Origin of the sequence: Vibrio sp. 10N.261.52.A1, assembly GCF_002876325.1 — a bacterium.
Classification (GTDB): Bacteria; Pseudomonadota; Gammaproteobacteria; order Enterobacterales; family Vibrionaceae; genus Vibrio; species Vibrio chagasii.
On the sequence record NZ_MCYD01000689.1, the window covers coordinates 1 to 1954 of the forward strand.

At 46.6% G+C, this 1954-nt stretch carries 3 protein-coding genes; 1 reads left to right on the plus strand and 2 read right to left on the minus strand.

Going from position 1 to position 1954, the window contains the following annotated elements:
- Nucleotides 1-3: 3 nt before the first annotated feature.
- Both pyrE and rph read right to left on the minus strand, forming a co-directional pair.
- Nucleotides 4-645 (minus strand): orotate phosphoribosyltransferase, encoded by a 642-nt coding sequence (gene pyrE, locus BCT81_RS13435; protein ID WP_102424738.1) that lies wholly within the window; start codon nt 643-645, stop codon nt 4-6.
- 107 nt (nt 646-752) lie between these two features.
- On the minus strand, nt 753-1469 hold the full coding sequence (gene rph / locus BCT81_RS13440) for a ribonuclease PH (protein WP_004741431.1): 717 nt from the start codon (nt 1467-1469) through the stop codon (nt 753-755).
- A gap of 248 nt (nt 1470-1717) precedes the next feature.
- Between rph and BCT81_RS13445 the strand changes: the two genes are divergently transcribed.
- Nucleotides 1718-1954, plus strand: a 237-nt coding sequence (locus BCT81_RS13445; RefSeq protein ID WP_347232110.1) for a YicC/YloC family endoribonuclease, incomplete at its 3' end; no start/stop codon positions are given.

A 1954-nucleotide genomic window follows, 5' to 3' on the forward strand; every position in this document is an offset into this window, starting at 1 on the left:
GTATTAGATGCCGTACTGAGCGCGGTACGCTTTCACTGCTTCAAGGTGCGCTGCGTCAGTGCCCTTCTCTTCAAGGAAAGTCACTAAGTCAGTCAGGCTAACGATAGAGATAATCGCACAGCCAAAGTCACGTTCTACTTCTTGAATTGCAGATAGTTCGCCTTTACCCTTCTCTTGGCGGTCAATCGCAACAAGAACGCCAGCTAGATCAGCAGCGTTCGCTTGGATGATTTCCATCGATTCACGAATTGCAGTACCTGCAGTGATTACGTCGTCCACCAGCATGATACGACCTTCCAGTGCGCTACCGACTAGGTTGCCGCCTTCACCGTGGTCTTTCGCTTCTTTACGGTTAAAGCAGTAAGGCGTATCAACATCGTGGTGATCTGCCAGTGCAACTGCTGTTGTCGTTGCGATTGGAATACCTTTGTATGCAGGGCCAAACAGTACATCAAATTCAATACCAGAGTCCGCTAGTGCTGCGGCGTAAAAACGGCCCAAGCGCGCTAGGTCACGGCCAGTGTTAAACAATCCAGCATTGAAGAAGTAAGGGCTCTTACGGCCAGACTTTAAAGTAAACTCACCAAACTTAAGTACTTCTTTCTCTAGTGCAAATTCAATAAATTCACGTTGATATGCTTTCATGCTCATCCTCTATGTTTACTCAATAAAACTTAACTTACGCTCTGTAGTCCCCTTTCAGGTTTTACAGACAAAAAAATAGCCCCCAAATTGGGAGCTATTAAAATTGATTATTCTGCCAACGCCGACTTCTGCGCTTCAACAATATCGGCAATGCCCTTATTCGCCAGAGCTAAAAGCTTCATCAGCTCTTCGTGGCTGAACGGTTCGCCTTCTGCAGTACCTTGAATCTCAATCATCTTACCGTCTTCCGTCATTACAACGTTCATATCGGTATCGGCTGCTGAGTCTTCAACATACTCAAGGTCACACAGTGCTTCTGCACCAACGATACCCACTGAAACTGCCGCTACGTGGCCTTTCATTGGGTTCTTTTTCAGTTTACCGCTGTCTAGTAGGCTCTTGATTGCGTCAGCCATTGCTACGCTTGCACCAGAGATAGACGCAGTACGTGTGCCGCCGTCTGCTTGAATAACATCACAATCAACCGTGATCATGATTTCACCCATCGCTTTAAGATCCACAACAGCACGTAAGCTACGAGCGATCAAACGTTGGATTTCCATCGTGCGACCACCTTGCTTACCGCTCGCCGCTTCACGACGGTTACGAGTGTGCGTTGCACGTGGCAGCATGCCGTATTCAGCGGTTACCCAACCCTTTCCTTGACCTTTCAACCAACGCGGTACGTTTTCTTCTACCGTCGCATTACATAGAACTTTAGTGTTGCCGAACTCAACTAATACAGAACCCTCAGCATAAGCTGTGTAGTTACGAGTAATTTTAATTGGACGAATTTGATCTACAGCGCGGTCATTTGGACGCATTGGTATCTACCTTATTAACAGTCTGAAGTGATTTACTATCGAAAGCGTGCATCACCTAAGAAAGGGGTGAGACATATTTGATTGGGGCGAGATTATATAGCAGTTTATCGTGCAAAGCTATTTACCATTCGAAGACGCTGTTCAAGAAAAGTGATTCCTTAGCAAAAGTGATGAGCTTCGGCTGTCACCCGTATCGTGATACTATGCGTGCGCGTTATTTTCAGAATGATAAAAGACAGGAAAATTCGATGATTTATAGTATGACTGCGTACGCACGCAAAGAAGTAAAAGGCGATTGGGGCAGCGCAGTATGGGAAATCCGTAGTGTAAACCAACGCTACCTAGAAACTTACTTCCGTATGCCTGAACAGTTCCGTGGTTTAGAGCCAATCCTACGCGAGCGTTTCCGTAAGCGCCTAGCGCGCGGCAAAGTAGAATGTAACCTACGCTTTGAAGCTAACCCTGCAGCAAAAGGCGAGCTAAGC